The sequence below is a fragment of the Deinococcus rhizophilus genome, assembly GCF_030271215.1.
Classification (GTDB): Bacteria; Deinococcota; Deinococci; order Deinococcales; family Deinococcaceae; genus Deinococcus; species Deinococcus rhizophilus.
Genome location: NZ_JASNGB010000026.1, coordinates 1 through 23,577, shown reverse-complemented (window position 1 = coordinate 23,577; position 23,577 = coordinate 1). Strand labels below are relative to the sequence as shown.

Annotated in this window: 25 protein-coding genes, 2 tRNA genes and 2 pseudogenes; 15 read left to right on the top strand and 14 right to left on the bottom strand. The window is 71.7% G+C overall.

Going from position 1 to position 23,577, the window contains the following annotated elements; all coding sequences use genetic code 11:
* The 3 genes and pseudogenes from QOL99_RS05035 to QOL99_RS05025 form a co-directional block, all read right to left on the bottom strand.
* Positions 1-270: pseudogene (locus QOL99_RS05035) on the bottom strand (hypothetical protein); the annotation flags it as partial.
* Positions 267-818: an RNA polymerase sigma factor gene (locus QOL99_RS05030; RefSeq protein ID WP_285521980.1), complete on the bottom strand. Its 552-nt coding sequence runs from the start codon at positions 816-818 to the stop codon at positions 267-269. The gene QOL99_RS05030 and the pseudogene QOL99_RS05035, both read right to left, overlap by 4 nt.
* Positions 819-858: 40 nt before the next feature.
* Entirely contained in the window at positions 859-1,050 is a 192-nt protein-coding gene (locus QOL99_RS05025; RefSeq protein ID WP_326522572.1) for a Sec-independent protein translocase subunit TatA/TatB, read from the bottom strand.
* Between the two features lie 269 nt (positions 1,051-1,319).
* Between QOL99_RS05025 and tatA the strand changes: the two genes are divergently transcribed.
* From tatA to glmU, 5 genes and pseudogenes are all read left to right on the top strand, one after another.
* Positions 1,320-1,601 (top strand): twin-arginine translocase TatA/TatE family subunit, encoded by a 282-nt coding sequence (gene tatA, locus QOL99_RS05020; protein WP_285521979.1) that lies wholly within the window; start codon positions 1,320-1,322, stop codon positions 1,599-1,601.
* A gap of 16 nt (positions 1,602-1,617) precedes the next feature.
* On the top strand, positions 1,618-2,397 hold the full coding sequence (gene tatC, locus QOL99_RS05015; protein WP_285521977.1) for a twin-arginine translocase subunit TatC: 780 nt from the start codon (positions 1,618-1,620) through the stop codon (positions 2,395-2,397).
* Between the two features lie 98 nt (positions 2,398-2,495).
* On the top strand, positions 2,496-3,431 hold the full coding sequence (lgt, locus tag QOL99_RS05010; protein WP_285521976.1) for a prolipoprotein diacylglyceryl transferase: 936 nt from the start codon (positions 2,496-2,498) through the stop codon (positions 3,429-3,431).
* Between the two features lie 193 nt (positions 3,432-3,624).
* A complete protein-coding gene (locus QOL99_RS05005) occupies positions 3,625-4,128 on the top strand; it encodes a hypothetical protein (RefSeq protein ID WP_285521975.1) in 504 nt (167 codons plus the stop codon).
* Between the two features lie 236 nt (positions 4,129-4,364).
* Positions 4,365-5,798 (top strand): annotated as a pseudogene (gene glmU / locus QOL99_RS05000) (bifunctional UDP-N-acetylglucosamine diphosphorylase/glucosamine-1-phosphate N-acetyltransferase GlmU); the annotation flags it as partial.
* Between the two features lie 65 nt (positions 5,799-5,863).
* On the opposite strand, the gene QOL99_RS04995 reads toward glmU, so the two are convergent.
* Complete coding sequence (locus tag QOL99_RS04995) at positions 5,864-7,228, bottom strand: MFS transporter (protein ID WP_285521973.1); 1,365 nt, start codon at positions 7,226-7,228, stop codon at positions 5,864-5,866.
* A 58-nt stretch (positions 7,229-7,286) separates the two neighbouring features.
* The gene (gene rnhA / locus QOL99_RS04990) at positions 7,287-7,847 is read right to left on the bottom strand and encodes a ribonuclease HI (protein ID WP_285521971.1); all 561 of its coding nucleotides are present in this window, start codon (positions 7,845-7,847) and stop codon (positions 7,287-7,289) included.
* A 40-nt stretch (positions 7,848-7,887) separates the two neighbouring features.
* On the opposite strand from rnhA, the gene QOL99_RS04985 reads away from it, so the two are divergent.
* Entirely contained in the window at positions 7,888-8,391 is a 504-nt protein-coding gene (locus QOL99_RS04985; RefSeq protein ID WP_285521969.1) for a DUF4870 domain-containing protein, read from the top strand.
* Positions 8,392-8,409: 18 nt separating this feature from the next.
* Here QOL99_RS04985 and QOL99_RS04980 read toward each other — a convergent pair whose 3' ends face one another.
* Positions 8,410-10,104 (bottom strand): formate--tetrahydrofolate ligase, encoded by a 1,695-nt coding sequence (locus QOL99_RS04980; protein ID WP_285521967.1) that lies wholly within the window; start codon positions 10,102-10,104, stop codon positions 8,410-8,412.
* 249 nt (positions 10,105-10,353) lie between these two features.
* Between QOL99_RS04980 and QOL99_RS04975 the strand changes: the two genes are divergently transcribed.
* From QOL99_RS04975 to QOL99_RS04965, 3 genes are all read left to right on the top strand, one after another.
* A complete protein-coding gene (locus QOL99_RS04975) occupies positions 10,354-11,109 on the top strand; it encodes a PIG-L deacetylase family protein (RefSeq protein WP_285521966.1) in 756 nt (251 codons plus the stop codon).
* 61 nt (positions 11,110-11,170) lie between these two features.
* Positions 11,171-11,725 carry an SRPBCC family protein gene (locus QOL99_RS04970; RefSeq protein WP_285521965.1) on the top strand — a complete coding sequence of 185 codons (555 nt, stop codon included), beginning with the start codon at positions 11,171-11,173 and terminating at the stop codon, positions 11,723-11,725.
* Positions 11,726-11,735: 10 nt separating this feature from the next.
* Positions 11,736-11,996 carry a hypothetical protein gene (locus QOL99_RS04965; RefSeq protein WP_285521963.1) on the top strand — a complete coding sequence of 87 codons (261 nt, stop codon included), beginning with the start codon at positions 11,736-11,738 and terminating at the stop codon, positions 11,994-11,996.
* Positions 11,997-12,012: 16 nt separating this feature from the next.
* Here the strand turns inward: QOL99_RS04965 and QOL99_RS04960 are convergent, their stop codons facing one another.
* Positions 12,013-13,128 (bottom strand): WD40 repeat domain-containing protein, encoded by a 1,116-nt coding sequence (locus QOL99_RS04960; RefSeq protein WP_285521961.1) that lies wholly within the window; start codon positions 13,126-13,128, stop codon positions 12,013-12,015.
* A gap of 188 nt (positions 13,129-13,316) precedes the next feature.
* On the opposite strand from QOL99_RS04960, the gene gnd reads away from it, so the two are divergent.
* The 6 genes from gnd to QOL99_RS04930 all read left to right on the top strand — a co-directional run bounded on the left by gnd (position 13,317) and on the right by QOL99_RS04930 (position 19,553).
* Entirely contained in the window at positions 13,317-14,396 is a 1,080-nt protein-coding gene (gene gnd, locus QOL99_RS04955; protein WP_285521960.1) for a phosphogluconate dehydrogenase (NAD(+)-dependent, decarboxylating), read from the top strand.
* Positions 14,393-15,952 (top strand): glucose-6-phosphate dehydrogenase, encoded by a 1,560-nt coding sequence (gene zwf / locus QOL99_RS04950; protein WP_285521959.1) that lies wholly within the window; start codon positions 14,393-14,395, stop codon positions 15,950-15,952. The genes gnd and zwf overlap by 4 nt, the downstream gene beginning before the upstream one ends.
* A gap of 52 nt (positions 15,953-16,004) precedes the next feature.
* Complete coding sequence (locus QOL99_RS04945) at positions 16,005-16,973, top strand: glucose-6-phosphate dehydrogenase assembly protein OpcA (protein ID WP_285521957.1); 969 nt, start codon at positions 16,005-16,007, stop codon at positions 16,971-16,973.
* 42 nt (positions 16,974-17,015) lie between these two features.
* Complete coding sequence (gene queG / locus QOL99_RS04940; RefSeq protein WP_285521955.1) at positions 17,016-18,119, top strand: tRNA epoxyqueuosine(34) reductase QueG; 1,104 nt, start codon at positions 17,016-17,018, stop codon at positions 18,117-18,119.
* A 60-nt stretch (positions 18,120-18,179) separates the two neighbouring features.
* A complete protein-coding gene (locus tag QOL99_RS04935; protein WP_285521954.1) occupies positions 18,180-18,572 on the top strand; it encodes a nuclear transport factor 2 family protein in 393 nt (130 codons plus the stop codon).
* Between the two features lie 147 nt (positions 18,573-18,719).
* Positions 18,720-19,553, top strand: a complete 834-nt coding sequence (locus QOL99_RS04930; protein ID WP_285521953.1) for a glutaminyl-peptide cyclotransferase — start codon at positions 18,720-18,722, stop codon at positions 19,551-19,553.
* Positions 19,554-19,559: 6 nt separating this feature from the next.
* On the opposite strand, the gene tmk is transcribed toward QOL99_RS04930, so the two are convergent.
* The 7 genes from tmk to QOL99_RS04895 all read right to left on the bottom strand — a co-directional run.
* Entirely contained in the window at positions 19,560-20,189 is a 630-nt protein-coding gene (gene tmk / locus QOL99_RS04925) for a dTMP kinase (RefSeq protein ID WP_285521951.1), read from the bottom strand.
* A 94-nt stretch (positions 20,190-20,283) separates the two neighbouring features.
* Entirely contained in the window at positions 20,284-21,072 is a 789-nt protein-coding gene (locus QOL99_RS04920; RefSeq protein WP_285521950.1) for a Nif3-like dinuclear metal center hexameric protein, read from the bottom strand.
* 24 nt (positions 21,073-21,096) lie between these two features.
* Positions 21,097-21,495, bottom strand: a complete 399-nt coding sequence (locus tag QOL99_RS04915; RefSeq protein WP_285521949.1) for a VOC family protein — start codon at positions 21,493-21,495, stop codon at positions 21,097-21,099.
* Between the two features lie 202 nt (positions 21,496-21,697).
* Positions 21,698-21,774 (bottom strand) — tRNA-Met (locus tag QOL99_RS04910).
* 36 nt (positions 21,775-21,810) lie between these two features.
* A tRNA-Ala gene (locus QOL99_RS04905) sits at positions 21,811-21,886 on the bottom strand.
* Between the two features lie 15 nt (positions 21,887-21,901).
* On the bottom strand, positions 21,902-22,597 hold the full coding sequence (locus QOL99_RS04900) for a TrmB family transcriptional regulator (RefSeq protein ID WP_285521947.1): 696 nt from the start codon (positions 22,595-22,597) through the stop codon (positions 21,902-21,904).
* 46 nt (positions 22,598-22,643) lie between these two features.
* On the bottom strand, positions 22,644-23,577 hold a 934-nt coding region (locus QOL99_RS04895; protein WP_285521945.1), incomplete at its 5' end, for a DUF2339 domain-containing protein.

The window sequence follows — 23,577 nt, the reverse complement described above, 5'->3', positions numbered from 1 at the left end:
GGCGGGCGGCGCAGCTCCGGAGGCGGGCGGCCGTCCAGCCTGCGCTTCCTGCGCCCGCACCCGCGCCAGCAGTTCCCCCCCGGCGTCTGCGGGCACGGGCACCGCCTGCGGATCGAGATCGTCCAGCAGCAGCGCGAGCGCGTCCAGGTCGGTCCGCACCTCGGCCCGCAGTGCCGGGTCGCGGTCCAGTTCAGCCTCGACCCGCGCCGTCTCCGCCGGGGACAGGGTCCCCAGGGCGTAGGCCAGCAGGTCGTCGCGGTCGGGCGTCATAGGGGGTGTTCTCCTTTCCCGGTGTGCAGGGCGCCGCGCATCCGCTCCAGGGCCGAGCGCAGGCGCGACTTGACCGTGCCCAGCGGCAGCCCGGTCAGCGCGGCAAGTTCCGAGTGCGAGTGCCCCCGGTAGTACGCCAGTTCGATCAGCTCGCGCTGCGCGGGGTCCAGCACACCCAGGGCGCGGCCCGCCAGCAACCGGCCCTCGTGGTCGGGGGCGGGGGTGGGCGTGTCCCAGTCTTCCAGTTCCAGGGCCACGTCCGGGCGGTCGCGCAGGTGCTGGAGAAAGCGGTGGTGCGCGATGCTCACCAGCCACGTCTTGGCCCGCGCCCGCGAGGGGTCGAATCTTCCGGCGTGCCGCCACGCGTTGAAAAAAGCGTCCTGCACGCAGGCGTCCACGTCCTCGCGCTGGCGCAGCATCCGGTAGCCCAGGGCACTCAGCAGCCGCACGTAGCGGCGGTGCAACTCCAGCAGCGCGGCCTCGTCGCCCCCGGCCATCTGCCGCAGCAGCGTCTCGTCGGTGGGTTCGGTGGTCGGGTCGGCGAACATGGGGTGCGGGCAGGCTAGCACCCGCAGCCGCAGCGAGACTCTACCTGGGATCGCGGGGCCCTGGACTGTCCAGGCCAGCCCGCAGTTCATCCGTGACGGTGCTGGTGGTGCGGCGAACCTCGCGCAGGGCCTGCCCCACGCTCTTGCCCAGTTCGGGCAGTTTGCGCGGCCCAAAGACCAGCAGCGCGATCACCACGATCATCATCAGTTCGGCGGCTCCGATATTGGGCATACAGGGATCTCCTCTCGCCACCCGGAGGGGCGGGTCATCCGGCTGTATGCGGGAGCGGCCCCGACTGGATGACCCGGGCCGGGCACCTTCAGGCTTGATGAGGGTGGGCCGGACATCCAGAGAGGACGCGGGCGCATAAGGCCAGGTAGGGCGCCAAGCGGCCCCCAGCCCACGGTCCCCCCTCATGCCGCCGCGTTACCCTGAAGGGTCTCCCGGCGAACGCCCGCCCCCGCCCACCCGCTGCTCTCTCCCCCTCCGGAGGTTTTGCCATGCCCGGTCCAATGGAACTGATCCTGATTCTGCTTGTCGTCGCCCTGATTTTTGGAGCCAAGAAACTGCCCGAACTCGGCAAGGGGCTGGGGCAGGGCATCCGCGAGTTCAAGAAAGAAACCCACCACCCGGTGCCCCTCCAACAGGCCACCACGCCCCTGAGCGACGTGGCGGTCACCGACGTGGAGGCCCGGCCCCTCGACGCGGCGCCCGCCCCTGCTGCCCCTGCCGCCCCCGTCACTCCTGCCACCGCCGCCGCCGAGCGCGACCACCGCGCCTGAAGCGCAGGCCCCTGCCATGACGAGGCCCCCCGCTTCCGCCGAGTTGCACAGCGCCCCCCTGTTCGACCACCTCGAGGAACTGCGCAAGCGCCTGTTCTACAGCCTGATCTTTCTGGCCCTGGGCATGGTGGCCGCGTTTCAGTACCGCTTTGGCCTTATCGAGCTGATCAAGGCCCCGTTGCAGGCCTCCGAGCAGTACCAGCTCGGCAACGTCAAGCTGGTCACCGTCAACCTCACTGACCAGTTCCTGATCAGCCTGCAACTGTCGTTCTGGGCGGGGCTGGCACTCGCGCTGCCCTTCATCCTGTGGCAGGTCTGGGCCTTTATCGCGCCGGGACTGTACGCCCACGAGCGGCGCTGGTCGCTGCCCTTCGTGGTGGGGGCGGGGCTGTCTTTCCTGGCGGGCGCGGCGTTCGGGTACACGTTCGTGCTGCCCGCGATGGTGCGCTTTCTGCTGGATTTTCTGGGCGGCACGGTCGAGCAGATGCAGAGCCTCGCCAATCTGGTGGGCCTGATGACCAGCTTTCTGGTGGCGTTCGGGCTGGCCTTCGAGCTGCCCATTCTGGCGGTGATCCTCACCCGCATCGGGCTGGTCAACCACGTCATGCTGCGCCGAAGCTGGCGCCTCGCCCTGCTGGGGGTGATGCTGTTCGCGGCCTTTATCACGCCGACCCCCGACCCCTTCAACATGCTGCTGGTGGGGCTGCCCCTCTACGCCCTGTATGAACTGGGCATCATCCTCTCGCGCGTGTTCCGGGTGGTGCCGGAAGAGGACGAGGCCGCGCTGGGGACCTGAGCGCCCCTTCCCGGCCGTCCCAGGTCCCGGCCCCCCCAGGCCGGGATTTCGTATGCAGCGCCGCCGGGGGCGCATTCGCCCTACACTGCTCCTGACTTATGGACCCCGTATTCCTTCAGATCGGCAATTTCACGGTTGCCTGGTACGGCGTGCTGATCACGCTGGGCATCGTCCTGGGGCTGCTGGTCGGCACCCGGCTGGCCCGTCAGCGTGGGCTGAACGTGGACCTCTTCAACGACATGGTGCTGTGGGCGATCATCTGGGGACTGGTGGGCGCCCGGATCGTCTTCGTGGCGACCTCCTGGGAGCAGTTCGCGGGCACGCCGATGCCCCGGCTGCTGCTGGACATCATCAACCTGCGGCAGGGCGGCATCTCGATTCACGGCGGGCTGATCGGCGGGATTCTGGTGCTGGTGTACTACGCCCGGCGCTACCGGCTCAACTTCTACCAGTACGCCGACCTGTTCGTGCCCGGCGTGGCCTTCGGGATCATCGGCGGGCGCATCGGCAACATCATGAACGGCACCGACACGGTGGGCCGCGTGACCGGGTGGCCTATTGGCTACCGCTGGCCCGACAGCGCCCGCGCCTTTCACGAGGGCATGTGCATTCCCAACCCCAACCCGGACATGGACCTCTCGCGCTACTGCCAGGAGATCGGCGGGCAGCTCGTGATGACCGCGCCCGTCCACTTCACCCAGCTGTACGGTGTGTTCATCGGCATCGTGCTGAGCATCGCCGCCTACTTCTGGCTGCGCTCGCGCAAGGCGGGCTGGGTCTTCTGGCAGTTCTGGCTGTGGTATTCGGTCCTGCGGGCCGGGCTGGAGGAGACCTTCCGCCTCAACCCGCTGGCGATCAAGAGCTACCTGAACCAGGGTCTGGACGCCCCCGGCATCGGCCTGTGGACCGACACGCACATCATCAGCGTGCCCCTGATTCTGCTGAGCGTGTACATGCTGCTCAAGATCCGGCGGCAGCCCGACACGGTGACCTCCACCCCGGCAGCGACGGCTCCCCAGCCCGACGGGCGCTGAGCGAAACGGGAGAGCAGCGGGAGAACAGAGCAGCAGGAGAACAAGGGGCGGGGCGGTGGCGAGCAGGCAGGCCACTGCCCCGCCTCCTGTCCGCCCCCTTTCTGCTCTGAGCCCCCCGGCAAGGTCCCTTCATGCGCCTCGCAACCAGGGCCGGGACCGGGCACCGCAGACTCGGCGTATCAGGAGGCTCACCATGAAGAACAAGGACACCTACCTCGACCACGTCGACCAGCTCCGCAAGGCGGCCAAGAAGGGCCAGCACGACCTCGAACGCGAGATCACCCGGGCCGTCATGAAGCAGCACGCCGAGACGGCCAGCCTGATCGCCCGCCAGCAGCACGACATCCGCGAGCTTCAGGGCGAGGTCACGGCCCTGCGGATGCAGAAGAGGGGCGGGGGCGGCTTTCCCTGGACGCTGGTGCTGCTGGGCGGCGCGGGCTACGGCGCCTACACCCTGTATCAGAAGAACCCCAGCCTTCAGCAGCAGGTGAAGGGCCTGCTGAAGCGCGTCAACCCCGGTCCCGAGGGCAACCTGACCCGCGCCGGGGACGCCGTGAAGTCGGGCGTGTCGGACCTGACGCACGGCGATTCGCCCGCCGCCGCCTTCGGGGTGGCCGGGGGCGAACTGCGCCGGGGCGGCGAGAAGCTGGTGGACCGCGCCGAGAGCAACCTGTCGGGCGGCGAGCCGGGCCGCTGAAGCCCGCCTGAATCTGGGAGCCGCAGCCGAGGCGCTGCGGCTTTTTGCTGGCGGCAGAGCCCTTTCCCGTACACTTCTGAGCGGACAGGTGAATTTGAATGACACAAAATTGCGGTGAGTCGAAGACGAACCCGACCGAAGGGAGCAGCAACGGCCACCGGACTTCAGAAGATGGACGAACCTCCGGTGCCTTCCCGGAGGTTCGGGAATCGGATAAATCCGGTGAACACCCTGAACGTCCGCTGGACGTGGTGATTCTCGCGGCGGGGCAGGGCACCCGCATGAAATCGAAGCTGCCCAAGGTGCTGCACCCCGTCGCCGGGCGCCCGATGGTGGCGTGGGCCGTGTGGGCCGCGCAGTCGCTGGGAGCGCGGCGCATCGTCGTGGTGACCGGACACGGGGCCGAGCAGGTGGAGGCCGCTCTGCAACAACCCGGCGTGGCCTTCGCGCGGCAGACCCAGCAACTCGGCACCGGGCACGCCTTTCTGGCGGGGGCCGACGCGCTGTCCGGCGAGGGCGACGCCGACATCCTGGTGCTGTACGGGGACACGCCCCTGCTGCGCCCGGAGACGCTGCGGGCCTTGCTCGACGACCACCGCGCCCACGCCTCGGCCTTCACGATCCTGACGGGCGAGCTGCCCGACGCGACGGGCTACGGGCGGATCATCCGGGACGCGGCGGGCAACGTCGAGCGCATCGTGGAGCAGAAGGGAGCCACGCCCCAGGAACAGGCCGTGCGCGAGTTCAACTCCGGCGTGTACGTGATGGACAGCCGCGCCCCCGCGCTGGCCCGGCAGATCACGAACGGCAACGCGGCGGGCGAGTATTACCTCACCGACCTGCTGGAGCTGTACCGGGCGGAGGGGGCGGCGGTGCGGGCCTTCAAGCTGGACGACCCCGACGAGGTGATGGGCGCCAACGACCGCACCGGGCTGGCCGAGGCCGAGGCGATCCTGCGCCGCCGGATCAACGCCGGGCATATGCGGGCCGGGGTCACGATGCACGACCCCGACTCGGTGCGCGTCGAGGACACCGTGCAGCTCGGCCGCGACGTGACCCTGGAACCCGGCGTCCTGCTGCGCGGCGACACCCGCATCGCGGACGGGGTGACCGTCGGCGCCTACAGCGTGCTGACCGACTCGGTGCTGGAGGAAGGCGTGACCGTCAAGGCCCACTCGGTGCTGGAGGGTGCCCACGTCGGGCCCGGCAGCGACGTGGGGCCCTTCGCCCGCCTGCGCCCCGGCACCGTGCTGGAGGGCAGCGTCCACATCGGCAATTTCGTGGAGACGAAGGCCGCGCGGCTGGGGCCGGGGGTCAAGGCGGGGCACCTCGCCTACCTCGGCGACGTGACGATCGGCGCGGAGACGAACGTGGGCGCGGGGACCATCGTCGCCAACTTCGACGGCGTGAACAAGCACCGCACGACCGTCGGCGCGGGCGTCTTTATCGGCTCGAACTCCACCCTGATCGCCCCACGCGTGATCGGCGACGCGGCCTTTGTCGCGGCCGGAAGCGCCGTCCACGACGATGTGCCCGAAGGCGCGATGGCCGTCGCCCGGGGCAAGCAGCGCAACCTGGAAGGCTGGAGCCGCCGCTACTGGGGCGGCATGCGCGAGAAGGTCGGCCAGAAGCTGCCCTGGCTGGCGGGCTGGCTGGAGCGGCAGGGGTAAAACCGCCCTCTCCCGACAGCAAGGAAGCCCGGACGGGATCAGCGTCCGGGCTTCCTGTCTTCTGCCTACCCCCCCCGCGCCGCCGCCAGCCCCTCCACGTACTCGCGGTCTTCCACCCGCTGCACGGTGGGATTCAGGAGCTGGAGGACGCAGATCAGGATGACCAGCCCGCCCATCCCCGCGATCACCGGGCCGGGGGGCAGGCTGGTGGACATCGCGCTGACAAAGGCCATCCCCAGCGGCACAGTCACGCGGCCAATCAACCGGCGCACCGCGAACACGCGTCCCTGCATCTCGCGCGGCACCTGCGCCTGCCAGATGCCGCCGCTGTGGGCGTTGGTGATCGGCATGACGAATACCGTCAGGGCGAAGGCCGCCGCCGTCAGGTACAGGTCCCCCGACAGTCCCATCAGCACGAGTCCGGCCCCCGACACCAGCGCGGGCAACAGGATGCCCAGGACGCGCCGCCGCTTGAGCCCGCCCCAGGCACTGATCGCCAGCCCGCCCAGGAACATCCCCAGGCTGGTGACGGTCTGGATGATCGCCAGGGTCGCCGGAAAGCTCAGGCCCCGCGCGGTGCGGTCGGCTTCCAGCGTGAAGGTGGTCAGCAGCGTCTGGTACACCGGAATCGCGGCGGTGGCAAAGTTCAGGGCCGCCGCCACGATCAGCAGTTGCAGCAGCGGCGGGCGGCGCAGCAGGTAGGTCCAGCCCAACCGGGTGTCGGCCTTCAGGTTGGCGGCGGCGCTCCCGTGGTTCTCGGCGGGGGGTGGACTGGGAATCGCCAGCCGCGCCAGAATCAGGGCCGCCACCAGGAAACTCACCCCGTCCACGAGGAGCGCGAAGGGCACCCCCTGCGCCAGCGGCGCGAGGCCCCCATTCCAGCCCAGCAGGGCGGGCACCCCGACGAGCAGGGTCGCCAGCGTGGGCGCGAGCAGGCTGGAAAACTGCCGGGTGGTCTGCATCATGCCGTTGGCGCGGGTGAGCTGGCCTTCGGGCACGATCATCACGTAACTGCTTTCCAGCGCGGCCTCGTGAAAGTGGCTCAGCGACTGCGTGAGCACCACGAAGCCCAGCAGCAGCCAGAACGGGACCGGCACCGTCATCCCGAACATCAGTGCGGCCATGCCCAGCGTGAGCAGGCCCGACACCATGCCCGCGAGCAGCATCACCCGCTTGCGGTCATTCCGGTCGGCGACTGACCCCGCAATCGGCGCGAGCAGCACCGCGCTGAGGGTGGACGCGATGGCCAGCGCCCCCAGCGCGAGCGCGAGCGGCGCTTTCTGGTCCTCGCCGGGGTAGAGCACCTGCGCGACGTACACGTTCAGGGCGAACCACGCGACATACGAGCCGATCAGGCTCACCGATTGCGATCCCCACAGCAGCAGAAAGGTCCGCCAGCCCGCCGGGGCGTGTTGGGATGGAGAGGTCATGATGCCGGGCAGTGTAGAGGCTCACCTGTGATCGGGTGAGCAGATTCTGGGGTTCCCCTCACCCGGCCCTGAGTTTCTTGCGCTCCTCCACCGCCAGCCTGTCCACCCGCTCGTTCTCGTCGTGGCCCTCGTGGCCCTTGACCCACACGAAGGTCAGCGCGTGCGTCTGCGCCTGCGCGATCAGCTCCTCCCAGAGGTCCCTGTTTTTCACGGGGTCGCCGCCCGCCGTCTTCCAGCCGTTGCGCTGCCACTTCAGAATCCAGCCGTCGGTAAAGGCCTTGCGCAGATACTGGCTGTCGGTGACCACCCGCACCTGACAGGAACGTTTGAGGGTTTTCAGGCCCTCGAGCAGCCCACGCAGCTCCATGCGGTTGTTGGTCGTATCCCGCTCGTTGCCGCTCAGGACGAGTTCCTGGCCCCGGTAGCGCAGGATGGTCGCCCAGCCGCCGTGCCCGGCCGTGGTGTCGCAGGCCCCGTCGCTGTAGAGGTCCACCTCCTCGCCCGCCACCGGCACCGCGGGCTGGATGCCCGCCTTGATGGGCAGGCGGTCGCGGGCCGCGTCCTGCGCCTTCTGGGCGGCGGACTTCTTGAAGTGCGGCTTCCCGCCGGGGCGCGTCATAACCCCGGAACTGTAGGCAGCCGCCGGGCGTACTGTCAACATGACCCTCCCCGACCCGCGCCTCTCCCCTTCCGCGCCCGCGCCACGCGCTGATCCCGGCGTGATTCCCGAGCCCGACCGCACGCCCGCGCTGCTGATTCACCTCTCGCCGCTGCTGGGGCTGGTGCTGCCGGGCCTGGGCAACGTGCTGGGACCGCTCGCCGCGTGGCTGGGGTACCGCGACCGCTCGGCCGTGCTGGACGCGCAGGGCAGGGAAGTCGTCAACTTTCAGATCAGCGTGTGGCTGTACTCGCTGCTGGCGGGACTGCTGTTTTTCGGTCTGTTCAGCCTGGGCCTGATCGGCGGCGCGGCGGGAGCGGCGACCGGCAGCCCGGACCTGGGGGCCTTCGCCCTGTTCGGCAGCCTCGCGGCGTTTTTCGCCTTTTTCATCCCCGCCAGCCTGGTGCTGTGGGCCTTTCCGCTGGTCGTGATGCTGCTCGCGGTGATCCGGGTGAACCAGGGGCGCACCTACCGCTACCCGCTGACGCTGCGGCTGATCCGGTAGCGCCCCGGAGTCCTGCGGTCAGAACAGCCCCACGATCTCCCCCATCTCACCCAGGTCCACCCGTTCGGCGGCAGGGTGGGCGGGAAGGCCGGGCATGGTCCGCATCTCGCCGGAGATCGCGTAGACGTAGCCCGCGCCCGCCGCCAGCCGCACCTCGCGCACGGGGAGGCGCCAGCCGTGGGGCACCCCGCGCTGCCGGGGGTCGGCCGAGAGGCTGAGGTGCGTCTTGGCGATCACGACGGGCAGCCCCCCGTACCCCAGCGCCTCGAAGCGCCGCAGGTCGCGCAGGGCCGCCTTGCTGACGTCGAGGCCGTCCGCCCCGTACACGCGGGTGGCGACCGCGCCCAGCTTGGCGAGCAGCGGGTCGGAGAGGTCGTAGGTGAAGCGGAAGTCCCCCGGCTCGTGGGCGGCTTCCTCCACCGCCTGCGCCAGCTCCAGCGCTCCCTCGCCTCCCCGCGCGACCGCGTGCGAGACGGCCACCCGCGCGCCCGCCTCCCGCGCCGCCCGCACGATGACCTCGTGTTCGCTGGGGTGGTCGCCGGGAAAGGCGTTGACCGCCACGACCACGGGCACCCCGAAGCCGCGCACCACCCCGATCTGACGGCTCAGGTTGCCCAGCCCGGCCTCCACGTCGGCCGGGTTCTCCTCCAGCAGCGCGGGAGGCAGCGGGCGGCCCGGCGTGATGCGGTAGTGCCCCGAGTGGACCTTCAGGGCGCGGACGGTGGCGACCACGACGGCGGCGTCGGGGGTGAGGCCCGAGACGCGGCATTTGACGTTGAAGAAGCGCTCGGCGCCCAGGTCCGCGCCGAAGCCCGCCTCGGTGACGAGGTAGTCGGCCCCGTGCAGCCCCAGCTGGCAGGCGAGCACGCTGGAACTCCCGGTGGCGATGTTGCCGAAGGGTCCGGTATGCACCAGCGCGGGCGTGCCCTCCGAGGTCTGGAGCAGGTTGGGCGCGAGCGCGTCGCGCAGCAGGGCGGCCATCGCGCCCGCCGCGCCGAGGTGCTCGGCGGTCACGGGCTGGTCGTCCCGGGTGTACCCCACCACCAGCCGCCCCAGCCGCGCCCGCAGGTCGCGCAGCGAGGTCGCCAGCGAGAGCAGCACCATCACCTCGCTCGCCGCCGTGATGTCGAAGCCGCCCTGCCGGGGCACCCCGTCCTGCGGGTCGCCCAGGCCCAGCACCACGTTCCTGAGCGCCCGGTCGTTCACGTCCATCACCCGGCGCCACGCCACCCGCGCGGGGTCCAGGCCCAGCGGGTTGCCCTGGTAGAGGTGATTGTCCACCACCGCCGCGAGCAGGTTGTGCGCCGCCGTCACCGCGTGGAAATCGCCGGTGAGGTGCAGGTTGAGCCGCTCCATCGGCAGCACCTGGCTGTGCCCGGCCCCCGCCGCGCCCCCCTTGATCCCGAAGGTCGGCCCCAGGCTGGGTTGCCGCAGCGCCACGACTGCCCGGCGGCCCCGGCGCGAGAGCCCCTGCACCAGCCCCACCGCCGTGGCCGTCTTGCCCTCGCCCAGCGGGGTCGGCGTGATCGCCGTGACGACCACGTACTTGCCGGGGGGCCGCTCGCGCAGCCGCGCCAGGGCCGGAAGGCGCACCTTCGCCACGTCCCGCCCGTAGGGGTCGAGGTCGTCCGGGCCGAGGCCCATCCCTGCGGCCACGTCCGCGAGGGGCCGCAGGGCCACCCGCCGGGCCAGCTCCAGATCGCTGGGTGTCATGCCGCAGCCTAGGCCCGCGCTGGGGGCACGGGCCAGAGCCGGANTCCCGCCCGTAGGGGTCGAGGTCGTCCGGGCCGAGGCCCATCCCTGCGGCCACGTCCGCGAGGGGCCGCAGGGCCACCCGCCGGGCCAGCTCCAGATCGCTGGGTGTCATGCCGCAGCCTAGGCCCGCGCTGGGGGCACGGGCCAGAGCCGGATGCCTCCCCCCGCCGGGGGCACCCGGCCGCGCCCTGCCCTATCCTGACCCGCATGCGACTTATGGCCGTGTTTGCCCACCCCGACGACGAGATCGGCTGCATCGGCACGCTGGCGAAACACGCCGCACGCGGCGACGAGGTGCTGCTGGTGTGGACCACGCTGGGCGAACTCGCTTCCCAGTTCGGGGACGCCCCGCACGAGGAGGTCACCCGCATCCGGCAGGAACACGGGGCCTGGGTGGCGCAGAGGATCGGGGCGGGGCACCACTTTTTCGACATGGGCGACAGCCGCATGACGGGAGGCCGCGCCGAGGCCCTGCAACTCGCCCGCCTGTACGCCCGCTTCCGGCCCAACGCGGTGATCACCTGGAGTGACGACCACCCCCACCCCGACCACCGCATGACCGCGCGTGTAGCCTTCGACGCCGTGACGCTGGCCCGCATCCCCAAGATCGTCAACGAGGAGGGCGGCGGCGCCCTGATGCCCCCGGCCCCCGACCTCAGCGGTGACGAGGCGGTCGAGAGCGGCGAGGACATGACCCGGCTGGGAGCGTGGCGCGAGCCCGTCCGGCTCTACCAGTACTACGCGCCCGCCTCACCCTACCCGGAGGTGTTCGTGGACACCAGCGAGACTTTCGAGGTCGCGGCGGACGTGGCGGCCTACTACCGCGACTTTTACAAGTGGGCGTGGTCCGCCGAGCAGTTCCGCGAGACGCGGGCCCAGATCGGGCGGCTCGCGGGCGTGAAGTACGCCGAGCGCTTCAACCTGCGGGCCTCGCACCTGCGGGCGCGGGAGTATCTGGACTGAGGGCGGGACCGGGGGCGCGGGACGTGAACCGGGGCGGCCCGCGCTACAGTGACCCCCGATTATGGCCGAGGACATCCACATCAGGCAGAGCATCGTGGTCAGGGCGCGTCCGGACGTGCTGTATCGCCTCGCGCTGGAGCCCCGGCGCCGCGTCCGGTGGGACCCTAACCTCGCGCGGGCCGACTATGAGGGCGGCGAGAGCACCCGGCTCTCGCAGGGCGTCCGGGTGCGCTTCAAGTTCTCGCGGCGGCTGTTTGGCCTGAGCTTCACCGCCAGGTACGGTCAGCTTCAGGCCCCGCTGCGCGGCGGCTGGGAGAGCGTGCGGCACGTCGGCCCCTTCGAGCGGCTGACGCAAAGCTGGACCTTCAAGGCGATGCCCGGCGGCACCGAGGTCACGCTGGGCGTCAACGGCCGCGTGCGCTACCGCTGGGTCCAGAAACCCGTCGAGCGCATGATGCACAACCTCGTCATCAGCACCCTGACGGCCCTGCAGCGGCAGGTCGACGCCCCCGGCGCCCAGCTGATGGAAGACATGGGCCGCGAGATGTCCAGAAAGCAAAAAGAAGAGCAGAAGGCCGCCAGGGAAGCCGCCAAAGCCGCGCGACGCAGGAAATAGCGGGGGAGCCGTGGACCCCTGGGACCTGCGGGACAGGACCGTCTTCCGGGACCCGGAGCCGCGCCTCACGCTGGGGCGGCACCCGGAAGCCGCGCAGCCCTGCTGGCTGTTCATGGTGCAGAACGGATTCATGGAGTACCCGGCCCGGCTTCCCCTCAGCGAGGAGAACTTCCGGCGCTTTCTGGCCGACCCCTTCCTGGCCGTGCCCCTTACCGACCGCTTTCAGGGGCTGGGCCGCGAGGGGGTCCGGGCGGCGGGCGCGGAGTGCTGAGGCGGCCGGGCTGCTCTCACTCCCCCGGCACCGCCACCACCCGCGAGCCGCCCTCCTCTCCCAGCAGCAGTCGGTCGGGGCCGAGCCACTGCACCGTGTCGGGCACGTTGTACCGCCGGGACCAGACCACCCGGCTGTGCGGGCCGTCCGGGGCGGCGCGGGTCACCACCACGCACTCGCTGCGCCAGCCGCCGCACCCGTGGAAGGCGGCGGAGGCCAGCGCCGTTCCGGCCGGGTTCCAGGCCAGCGCCCGCACCAGCCCCCGGTGGGGCCGGGCCCGCCACACCTCCCGCCCGGTCGCCCCGTCCCAGACGGTCAGCGTGCCCTCCTTCCACCCGGCGGCCACCCGTGACCCGTCGGGCGTGAGGGCGAGGCTGTAGGGCCCCTCCTCCCCGCTGCCAAGGGTGAAACGTTCGGGGCGGGGTCGCCGCGTGCGCAGGTCGTAGAGGGCCACCTCGCCGCGCCGGGGGCTGTAGGCCAGCGTGCTTCCGGCGGCGTCCACGCTGCCTCCCGCCTCCCACCAGCACGTGAAGGGCACCCGCCACACCACCGCCCCGTCGGACCAGCGCCGCAGGGTAAGGCGCACGGGCCGGTCGCGCCCCGGTCCCGCCGCGTCGGTGAGCAGCAGGCCCTGCGGCAGGGCGGCGAACACGCAGGGCTGCCACTCGAAGGAGCGCCATTCGCCCCGCACCCCTCCCCCGGCCGCGTCCAGCGCGGTGACCCGGCCCTCGTCGTCGTGAATCCAGACCGTGCGGCTGTCGGGGGACCACACCAGGGCGTTCACGCTGCGAAAGTCGTTCGTGGGGAGGTCGGTGGTCCAGCGCCGCCGCATCGTGGCGGCCTCCCACAGCGCCAGCCGCGCGGTGAAGCTCTCGCCGTATTCGCGGGTGCCCCCGATCGCCACCCAGCGGCCGTCGGGCGACTGCGCCGCGTGGTCCAGGCCCTCGTACAGACCGCCCCCGCGCAGGTAGACGGGAAGGCCGGTGCGCTGCGCCCGCCACGTCTGCACGGGCCGCGAGTCCCACACGGCGCGGGCGATCCCGACGAGGTTGAAGAGCAGCAGAGGCGTCAGCAGCACCATCAGCACGCGCTGAAGCCGGGTGGGGCGGGAGCGGCCGGGCGCAGGCGTCATGCCCGACTGTAGCCCTCCGGCCCAAACGCCCTGGCCGCATGTGCCGCCCACCCTTGAGCCAGCCCTGAGACAAGTCCCGGCCGCCGCCGCCCCCGCGAGGCCCGCGCGTATGATGCCCCCGAGATGAGCCGGGGGCTGGAGGCCGCTGCCGCAGTGTGGACCCCTCCTCCCCCGTGCCGGGAGGTTCTATGAAACTCGGAATGATCGGGCTGGGCAAGATGGGCGGGAACATGGTGCTGCGCCTCGTGCAGGGCGGGCAGGCGGTGGTGGGCTACGACCGCAGCGAGGACAGCGTGGCCCTGATCGAGGGGGGCGGGGCGCAGGGGGCCCGTTCGGTGGACGAACTGATCGCCGCGCTGGGTGAACCCGGCCAGCGGGCGGTGTGGGTGATGGTCCCCGCCGGGGAGATCACGCAGACCGTGATCGACGACCTCGCGGAACGGCTCGCGCCCGGCGACATCGTGATCGACGGGGGCAACTCCAACTTCAAGGACACCATGCGGCGGGCCGAGGCGCTGGCGCAAAGGGGCATCCACATGGTCGACGTGGGCACCTCGGGCGGCATCTGGGGCCTGAAGGAAGGCTACGCGATGATGGTGGGTGGCCCGCAGGAAGCGGTGGAGCGCCTGCGTCCCTTTCTGGAAGCGCTCGCGCCCGCGCCCGACAAGGGCTGGGGCCGCATGGGACCGTCGGGGTCGGGGCACTACGTCAAGATGGTCCACAACGGCATCGAGTACGGGATGATGCAGGCCTACGCCGAGGGCTTCGAGCTGTTGCACGCCCGCGAGGACTACGGGCTGGACATGGCGCAGATCGCCGAACTCTGGCGGCACGGCTCGGTGATCCGCTCGTGGCTGCTCGACCTCACCGCCGAGGCGCTGGCGAACGAGGCCGACTTCTCGCAGCTCTCCGACTACGTGGCCGACTCCGGCGAGGGCCGCTGGACGGTGATCGACTCCATCGAACTCGGGATTCCCACGCCCGTCATCACACTGGCGACCCAGATGCGCTTCCGCAGCCAGCAGGAGGTCAGCTACGCCGGGCAGATGCTCTCCGCGATGCGGCGGGCCTTCGGCGGGCACGCGGTCAAGGTGCTGGAATCCACCCGGCAGGAGTCGGTCGTGCCCGAGGTGCAGCCCGGCGAGGCTCCGGCGGCGGCGGCCCCGCAGAACATCGACGCGGCCTCGGCACAGTCCCAGGGCGGACAGGAGCAGGCGCAGCAGCTTGGCGAGACGGGCCAGACCCGCGTGACCGGGGACGGCGCGTGACCGCAGCCGGGAAGACGCAGCCCCCCGGCGAGGACGCCCTGGGCGCGGACGGGCACAACCCTTTCCGGGCCGCCATGCGCCGCAGCCGCGCTCCCGAGCCCGCCACGCTGGTGATCTTCGGGGCGACCGGCGACCTCGCTCGGCGCAAGCTGCTGCCCGCCGTGTTCGGGCTGTGGCAGGACGGGCTGCTGGGCAGTGCCTTCAACATCGTCGGGGTGGGCCGTCAGGAGATGACCGACGAGGGGTTCGGGGACTTCGTGCTCGAGGCCCTGCGCAGCAGCAAGGAAACCGATGCCCCGCAGCCCGGCGCCCTGGAGAAGTTCCGCGAGTTGCTGTACTACGAGCACGGCGACTTCGGCGGCGACGAGGTCTACAGCCTGGTGCAAAAGGAACTCGACCGGGCGCAGGACGCCCACGGCGGGCGCAAGAATGCGCTGTTCTACCTCTCGACGCCCCCCAGCCTCTTCGAGCCGATCTCGGCGGGCCTGGGGCGGCTGGGCCTCGCGGACGAGTCGGAGGGCTGGCGGCGGCTGGTCATCGAGAAGCCCTTCGGGCGCGACCTGGGTTCGGCCCGCGAGCTGAACGCGGCCATTCACCGCGTCTGGGACGAGTCGCAGGTCTACCGCATCGACCACTACCTGGGCAAGGAGACGGTCCAGAACCTGATGGCGATCCGCTTCGGCAACGCGATTTTCGAGCCGCTGTGGAACCGCGCCATGATCGACCACGTGCAGATCACCGCCGCCGAGGACCTGGGACTCGAGGGCCGCGCCGGGTACTACGAGGAAGCCGGGGTGATCCGCGACATGCTGCAAAACCACCTGCTGCAACTGTTCGCGCTCACCGCGATGGAGCCCCCCGTGGCCTTCGACGCGGGCGCGATCCGCGACGAGAAGGTGAAGGTCCTGCGGGCGGTGCGGCCCATTCCGCAGGGGCGCGTGGCCGAGGTCGCCGCCTTCGGGCAGTACGGCCCCGGCACCCTCTACGGCGAGGCCGTGCCCGGCTACCGCGAGGAACCGGGAGTCAGGGAAGGCAGCCCCACCCCGACCCACGTGGCCGTGAGGCTGGAGGTGGACAACTGGCGCTGGCAGGGCGTCCCCTTCTTCCTGCGGACGGGCAAGCGGCTGCCCAAGAAGGTCACCGAGATCGCCGTGGTCTTCAAGCGCCCGCCGCTGGGCATGTTTCCCGGCGGGACCGAGCGCAACGTGCTGGCCTTCCGCATCCAGCCCGACGAGGGGGTCAGCCTGAAGTTCTCCTCCAAGTCGCCGGGGCAGGAGATGGTGCTGCGCGAGGTGGTCATGGACTTCCGCTACGACGCCTTCGGGGCACAACTGGAAAGCCCCTACTCGCGGCTGCTGCTCGACGCGATGCTGGGCGACGCCACCCTCTTTCCCCGCGAAGACGAGGTGGACTGCGCGTGGCAACTCGTCTCCGGACTGCTGGAGAGGGCCGAGGACACGCCCCCACAGGAGTTCCCCAACTACCCCGCCGGAACCTGGGGCCCCGAGGCCGCCGACCGACTGATCGGCCCGGACCGGCGCTGGAGGCGGCTGTGAGGGGGCACCGCTCATCCGCCCCGTTCGGCGACCGGCGCAGGGGAGTCAGCGCATGACCCCCCCCACCGACCTGCCCATCCTCGGCCCGGTGGAGACCTCGGTGCGGGAGGCGCAATCGGCGCTGGACGACCTCTGGGCCCAGACCGACGTGGAGACGCGGGCCTACACCGGCAACATCATCGCGCTGACGGTGGGCGGGCACCTCGCGCGGGTGGAGGAGGCGCTCGCCGGACTGGAGGGGCGCTACGCGGGGCGTCAGATTATCGGCGTGATGGACGGGCCGGGCGGGGAGGTGCGGGTGCAGGTCAGCCTGGTGCCGCAACCGGGCGGGCTGTATATCGAGCGGCTGCGGCTCTCCGCTGATCCCGAGGGCCTGCAGGGGGCCATCCTGCCGCTGCTGCGCCCGGCCACCGTCAACCACGTGTGGTGGGGGGCCGACACCCGCCCCGGCGGGGTGCTGCTCTCTGAACTCACCGAGATCGCCGATCAGGTCATCGCGGACAGCCTCACCCTCGACATTCCCCCGGCGCGGCACTACGCGCTGGCCGACCTGGGCTGGAGCCGCTCGGCGGGCTGGCGCGAGGGGCTGGCGCAACTGTTCGACAGCCCCGACGCGGCGCGGCAGCTCTCCGGGGTGCGTGGGCTGGAGGTCAGCTACGCGGGAAACAACGACCTCCCCGCCCGCCTCTTCGCGGGGTGGGTGGCGAGCACGCTGGGCTGGCCGGACCTGGGGGGTGTGACCTACCGCCCCGGCGACTGCGGCCGCGAGAACGGCGACCTGTGCGGGGTGGAATTGCGCGGCGAGGGGGAAACGCGGTTTGCCCTGGTCGCGGCGGACGGCGACCTCGTGCGGACGCGCTGCGAGTGGCCGGGCATGACCCGCCAGACTGAACTGAACGTGCCGCGCATGACCCTGGCGGGGGGCCTCGCCCGCGTGATGGCCCGCCCCGAGCGCCGGGGGGTCTTCGAGCGGGCCTGGGCACTGGCACGGGCCCAGCTCGACGCCGAGCGCGGGGGCTGAAGCTCTCTTTCGTCCCGGGCGGCGCGTGCCAGACTGCCCCCCGTGAACGCCGCCGAGACCCTCTCTGACCTCGCCGTGTCCCTGGGGGCCGACGCGGTGGGCTGGGCACCCGCGCAGGTCCCGGCGGCAGCGGTGGCCGAGTACGCGGGCTGGCTCTCGGCGGGGCGGCACGCGGGGATGGACTATCTGGAGCGGCAGCTTCCGGCCCGCGCCGAGCCGTCCTCCAGACTGGAGGGGGCGGGGAGCGTCCTGGTGCTGGGCGTGTCGCACGCCTTCGCCGACCCCGGCCCTCCGCCCGGCGGGGTGCGGCCAGGGCGGGTGGCCCGCTACGCCTGGACTCCCGACTACCACGAACAGCTTGGGCCCGTCCTGACCCGGCTGGAGGAGGAAGCCGCCCGGCTGGGCATCCGGGCACGCGGCTACGTGGACCACGGCCCGGTGATGGAGCGCCTCTTCGCGGCCGGGGCCTTTCTGGGCTGGCGGGGCAAGTCGGGCATGACGGTGAGCACCCGGCTGGGCGCCTTCGTGACGCTGGCGGTGCTGCTCACCGACCTGCCCCCCCAGGGCACCGCCGAGGCCCATCCCGACCGCTGTGGCCGCTGCTTTCGCTGCGTGGCGGCCTGCCCCACCGGGGCGATCGGGGATGACCGCACGATCGACGCCCGGCGCTGCATCTCGTATCTCACCATCGAGCACCGGGGACCGCTGCCGCACGACCTGCGGCCGGGCGTGGGCGACTGGCTGTTCGGCTGCGACGTGTGCTCGGAGGTCTGTCCCTGGAGTCAGAAGGCGGGACCGCTCGCCCGGCTCCTGAAGCCCGACCCGGAGCTGGCGCACCCGGACCTCTCGGCCTTTTTCGGGGTCAGCGAGCGGGAGTTCGGGCGCCGGTTCGCGGGCACGGCCTTCCTGCGCCCCCGCCGCAAGGGGATGGCCCGCAACGCCCTGACCGTGCTGGGCAACACGCGCCCTCCGGAAGGCTGGCCCCTGCTGCTCGCCGGGGCGGAGGACCCCGCCTGGGAGGTCCGGGAGGCGGCGGCCTGGGCGCTGGGGCAGTGGAATGAAACGGGCCGGGTGCGCCCGCTGCTGGACGACCCCCACCCGGCGGTGCGGGCGGCGGCGGCGCGGGCCTTGACCCCGGCTTCATGAGGGCAACTCTGAGGCATTTGCTACTCGTCAGCACCCGGCCAGCGTGATGAGGTGGGAGACATGGCGACCCTGACCGAACAGTTCATGCAGGCCCTGCGCACCACCGAGGACAGCCGCGACCCCACCCCGCTGGTCGAACTCTTCGCGGAAGGCTGCACCCTGCGCAACCTGACCACCCAGGAATGGAGCGGGCCCAGCGGGGCGCGGGACTTCTGGACCCGCTACCTGGAGAACTTCGACACCATCCGCAGCGAGTTCTTTCACCACGCCGACGACGGGCACACCGGCGTCATGGAGTGGGAGGCCACCGGGCAGCTCGCGGGCGGGCACGACATCGCCTACCGGGGCAGCAGCGTGATCGAGCACGACGGCCAGAAGGTCCAGGCCTTCCGCACCTACTACGACTCGGCCGCCTTCGTGAAGCCCCCCGTGGAGGGCAGCGAGCGGGGCTGAGCCCGGCCCTTTCCCACCTGCCCCGGTCCTCCCGTGTGAGGCCGGGGCCTTCTTCTGTCCGGGCGCGGCGCTGATCACGGCACTGGGCGGCGGCGCTCAAGGCGAAACCAAGACGCACCGCTCACCCGGCGCCGCTAGCATGGGGCCATGCGCCCCCGCTCCCTCCTGCTGCCCGTCCTTGCGGCGCTCCTGTCCCTCTCGGTCACGGCGGAGGCCGCGCAGACCGCCGCGACGCCTGTCCTCAAACCCACGGTCACCGCCCGCTACCCGCACGACCGGGGAGCCTTTACCCAGGGCCTGCAGTACCTCGGCGGCGGCACGCTGCTGGAAAGCACCGGGCAGGTGGGCGAGTCGGGGGTGCGGCGGGTGAACCTGCGGACCGGGCAGGTGCTGCGGCAGGTGCCCACGCCGGTCGCCAGTGCCTTCGGGGAGGGCGTGACCCTGCTGGGCGACGTGGCCTACCACATCACCTGGCAGACGGGGGTGGCCTTCGCGCTCGACGGCGAGACGCTGCGCGAGCAGGGCCGCTACCGCTACTCGGGCGAGGGCTGGGGCCTGACCCACGACGGGCGCCAGCTCATCATGAGCGACGGGTCCTCCAGCCTGTTCTGGCGCGACCCGCGCACCTTCGCGGTCACGCGGACCCTGCGGGTGACCGACCGGGGCCAACCCGTGAGGAACCTCAACGAGCTGGAATACGTGCAGGGCCAGATCTACGCCAACGTGTGGCTCACCGACCGCATCGCCCGCATCGACCCTCGCACCGGCCGGGTCACCGCGTGGCTGGACGTGGGTGAGCTGCTGGAAGAAGCCAGCGACCGCGCCGACCGCACCGGGCGCCCCTTGACCTTCGACGACGTGCCCAACGGCATCGCCTACGTGCCCGAACGCGGCACCCTGCTGCTGACCGGCAAGCGCTGGCCGGTGCTGTTCGAGGTCAAGGTGCCGGGTGTGACGGCCGTGACGACCAGACGGCCCTGAGCGCCGCTACCCGGTCCGGGTCGCCAGCCTCTCCCCCACTGCCGCCCAGATCGCTGCCGACACCTCGGCCTCGTCCCGCGTGGCGTCGAGAACCAGAAAGCGCCCCGGCTCCCCCGCCGCAAGGTCGAGGAAGCCCCGGCGCACCCGCCCGTGAAACGCGAGGTCGGCCTGTTCCAGACGGTCGGGCTGGCCCCGTTCGGCGGCCCGGCTCAGGCCCAGCACCGGGTCGAGGTCCAGCAGCACGGTCAGGTTGGGGGTGAGTCCACCCGTGACCTCCGCCGTCAGCAGGCGCAGGAGGGTCGGGTCCAGCCCCCGCCCCGCCCCCTGATAGGCGAGGCTGGAGTCGGCGTAGCGGTCGCACAGCACCACCTCGCCGCGTGAGAGGGCCGGGCGCAGCACCTCGCGCACAAGCTGGGCGCGGCTGGCCGAGTACAGCAGGAACTCGGGCAGGGCGTCGATGTCGAGCGCGGGGTCGAGCAGCACCTCACGCACCCGCGTGCCCAGCGGAGTGCCCCCCGGCTCACGGGTGAGCGTGTGGGCGATGCCCAGCTCCTCCAGCCGCGCCGCCAGCCGCCGGAGCTGCGTGCTCTTGCCCGCACCCTCGGGACCCTCGAAGGTGAGGAAGAGGGGGGTCATACGGCCTCGCCGCCGCGTGTGGCGTGTGACGTGTGGGGTGTGAAGAACGACCAGCCGCCTCCACGCGCCACAGGCCAGGAACGACAGCCCCCCCTCACAGCCCCGTCGGATGGTGCAGGAACTGCCACGCCAGCCCGAACTCGTCCTCCAGCTTGGCGGCGAGCGCCCGGACGCCGAAGACCTCCGTCTCGTAGTGCCCGGCGTAGACCACGTTCACGCCGTACTCGAAGGCGTCGTGGAAGTGCTTGTGCTCGGGTTCGCCCGTGAGCAGGGTGTCGAGGCCCGCAGCGGCGGCCTCCGCGACCGTGCCCGCCCCGCTGCCGCTGAGGATGCCGAGGCGGTGCACCTCGGGGTTGCCGCCGCCGTGCACAAGGCAGATCTCACCGGTCAGCTTCTGCACCCGGTCGGCGAAGTCCTGCAGGGACTGGGCGAAGGGCAACTCGCCCGAGAGGCCGATCTTGTGCCCCTGCCAGTCCCCGAAGGGCCGAGCATCCTGCAGGCTCAGGGCGCGGGCCATCATCGCGTTGTTGCCGACCTCCGGGTGGGCGTCGAGGGGGATATGGGCCGCGTAGAGGTTCAGATCGGCCATCAGCGCCGTGCGGACGCGCTCGCGGTGCGGCCCGGTGAGGGGCAGCGGACGGCCCCAGAACAGGCCGTGGTGGACGATCAGGAGGTCGGCCCCGCTGTCGGCCGCCGCCTGCAACGTCTTGACGCTGGTGTCCACGCTGGCCGCTATCCGGCGGATGGTCGGGGTGCCCTCGATCTGAAGCCCATTGAGACTGGGGTCGGGGTAGGCACCGATCTGGAGGTAGTCGCTGAGCCAGCGCACCAGCACGTCCCGCTCGATCTCGCCGCGCCCGGTCTGGGAGGTTGCTTCGGTCATGGGGGGCATTCTAGGCGCGGGGCCTCAGAGTGGAACGTCCCACGAGACGCTTTCGTGCCCGCCCTCCACCACCTCCAGCCGGTTGCCGAAGGGGTCACGCAGGAACACGCGCGGCACCCCGGCCTCGGCGTCAGCGCGGTAGTCCACCCCGTGCGCGTCGCAGTGGGCCTGAAACGCGGCGAGGCTGGGGCAACGCAGCGCCGGGTGGCCCTTCTCGCGCGGCACGAAGCCCGGCGTCACGCCGACATGCAGCTGCCGCCCGTCGGGAAGGGCAAACCACGCCCCACCCCGTGCCCGCAGCGCCTCCGGCTTGACAAGTTCGGGCAGTCCCAGGAAGTCGCCGAAAAAGGCCCGCGCCGCTGCCTCGCACCCGGCAGGGGCCTCGACTTGCACGTGGTCGAGTCCGGAGATCAGGGGGGTCATGAAAAAAAGGTAGACCGCCCGGGTCGACGTGCCGTGTCTCTGGTCAGGAGACAGACCCCTGACTGAAAGGCGTGAAGCAGTCCTGGCCGCAGCCGACCTGCTCACTCTGTCACCAGCTCGCCACGACCGAAGCTGTCCGGCCCACGTGAAAAACGCAAAAAACCCGTGCTGCACGTGCACGGGCCCCTTGCTGACACTTCTCTGGTGGCGATGCCCGGACTTGAACCGGGGACCTAACGATTATGAGTCGTTCGCTCTAACCAGCTGAGCTACATCGCCTTAAAAAGTTGCCCCGCTGCTGGAGCGGGGGCACTTTGGTGGAGCTGAGGGGATTCGAACCCCTGACCTTCTGAATGCCATTCAGACGCGCTCCCAACTGCGCCACAGCCCCAAAGGCCCGGTTAGATTACAGCGGAGTCTCGACCTTGTCAACGCCCGGCCCGGCGCTGCGGGCCGCCAGCCGCACGTACCCCTCGATCAGGTGGACGACCACCGGGTTATGGGTGTGCACGCCGTGGGCCTCGCCGACAGCGCCGTCGTCGATAAAGTGCGCGATCACGGCCGCCTCGCCGTCGCGGGCGAGCAAAAAGGCCCGCTGGCCCCCGGCAGCGATGGGCGGCAGGCCCGCGAGCGCGGCGCGGCGCAACTCCACTCCACGGGGCGTGAGGCGCTCCAGCCGTTCGGCGAGGGGCGTCTCGCCCGCCATGTAGACCCGCTGCCGGGCATTCAGGGTGAGGTCCTCGCACAGGCTGCGGATCGCCGCCTCGCCGTAGAGGTGGTAAACGGCCTCGGGGGCGGGGTCGGGGGCGAGGCGCGAGAGGTCGCGGTCGAGCGCCCCGAGGCGATCGTCGAAGGACCGCCGCGCCCGGGCGAGGTACTCGCGGGCACTCAGGGGGGCATATTCCAGCGGGTTTTGCCCCACCCGCGCGGCCAGCCCCCGGCCCTCGAGGCGTTCGAGCGTCTCGTAGATCTTGGGCCGGGGAATGCCTGCCTGCCGCGCCACACGAGCGGGCACGGCGCGCCCGAGGGCGAGCAGAGCGGTATAGGCACGCGCCTCGTACTCGGTCAGGCCCAGGGCTTGCAGGTGAATCACGGCGCTCATGTCCGCCCAGCATACGGGAAGCCCGGCGCGGGGTCGGCCCCCGCCCTCAGGCCGGTGCCTCCGGCGTGGCCTCCTCGTCCGGGCGGGGGGCCAGCTGTCCGATGCCCAGCAGCAGCAGCCCGATCAGGGCCGTGGCCGCGCCCCTCAGCAGCCCGCCGAGGTCGTCGAGGTCGAGAAAGACCAGTTTCAGCGCCCCCACCCCGAAGGCGGCCAGGGCCAGCCACCACCGCCAGGGACGGCGCCGCCGCCGGGCCTGCACCAGCAGCGCCACCGCCGACGCCAGCAACGCGGCGGTCGAGGTCAGCGTGAACGGCCCCTCGCCGCCCAGGAGAAATTCAGCCGTCCGGCCCGCCAAGGCGAGCAGCCCCAGGGTCAGGGCCGGGAGCACCCCGTCCTGCACCGCCGGGGCACTCAGCAGCCTTTCTGCCGCCTTGCGGTCGCCACGGGGGTCCGGGCCGCGCCTCAGCCACCGCCAGCCCGCGGGGGTGCCCAGCAGGGCCAGGGCCGCGCCTGCCCCCGCCGCGCCCAGCAGCCGCCAGCCCTCCACGGGAGGCGCCGCTGGTCCCTGCAGCATGGCCCCCAGGCTGGCGAGCACCGCCACCCCCAGCACCGGCCACGCCCGCCAGAAGGGCCGGGACTCCCCGGGCAGGGCGGCCAGGACTCCTGCGAGCAGCGCGAGGAAGGGAGCGACCCGTTCCGGGACCCCGTCGACCTCGCCCCGGAGCAGCAGGCCCAGCGCGGCCGTTCCCACCGCCAGGCCCTCCAGCCCCCGGCGCAGCCGGGCCAGGAGCAGCGGGCCCGGCAGCCCGGCGAGGGCGTACAGCAGGCCGCCGGACAGCAGGCTGAAGGCCGCCATCTCCGCGCCGGACCCCGCCCGGACCAGCCCCAGCGGGATCAGGACCACCCCGCCCGCGACCGCGCCCCATACCAGCGTGCCCGCCAGCCGCCCGCGCCCACTGCGCTGCAGGGCCAGGGTCGCC